Source organism: Halioglobus sp. HI00S01 (genome assembly GCF_001635445.1).
GTDB lineage: Bacteria > Pseudomonadota > Gammaproteobacteria > Pseudomonadales > Halieaceae > Halioglobus > Halioglobus japonicus.
Map to the genome: position 1 here is coordinate 1 of NZ_LWEE01000251.1, position 349 is coordinate 349.

The window sequence follows — 349 nt, forward strand, 5'->3', positions numbered from 1 at the left end:
GGGCTGCTGGGCGTGGCGATTAGCGCCGTCGGCATTCCCTGGGAGATCAATATGTTCGTACTGCTAATCCCGGCGGTCGTGCTGGCGCGGGTGGAGGCCAGCGTCCAGTTTCCGGAAACCGAGCGTGTTGCCGCCGGTGTGAGCTATGGCGACATGTTTGCAGAATTGCTCAAGCGCCCACTGTTTTGGGTGTTCTGGGCCTGTATGTTCCTTNCCGCAGCAGCTGAGCTTGCTCCTGGGCAGTGGGTCAATATTGCACTGTCCAACATTGTCGGCATGCGGGGCATTCTGTTACTGGTGTATGTGAGCGCACTGATGTTCGTGATGCGCCACTTTGCGGGACCCATTG

The 349-nt window shown here is 58.6% G+C and carries 1 pseudogene; it reads left to right on the top strand.

The annotated features are described in order from the left end of the window. Nucleotides 1-349: pseudogene (locus A3709_RS24065) on the top strand (MFS transporter); the annotation flags it as partial.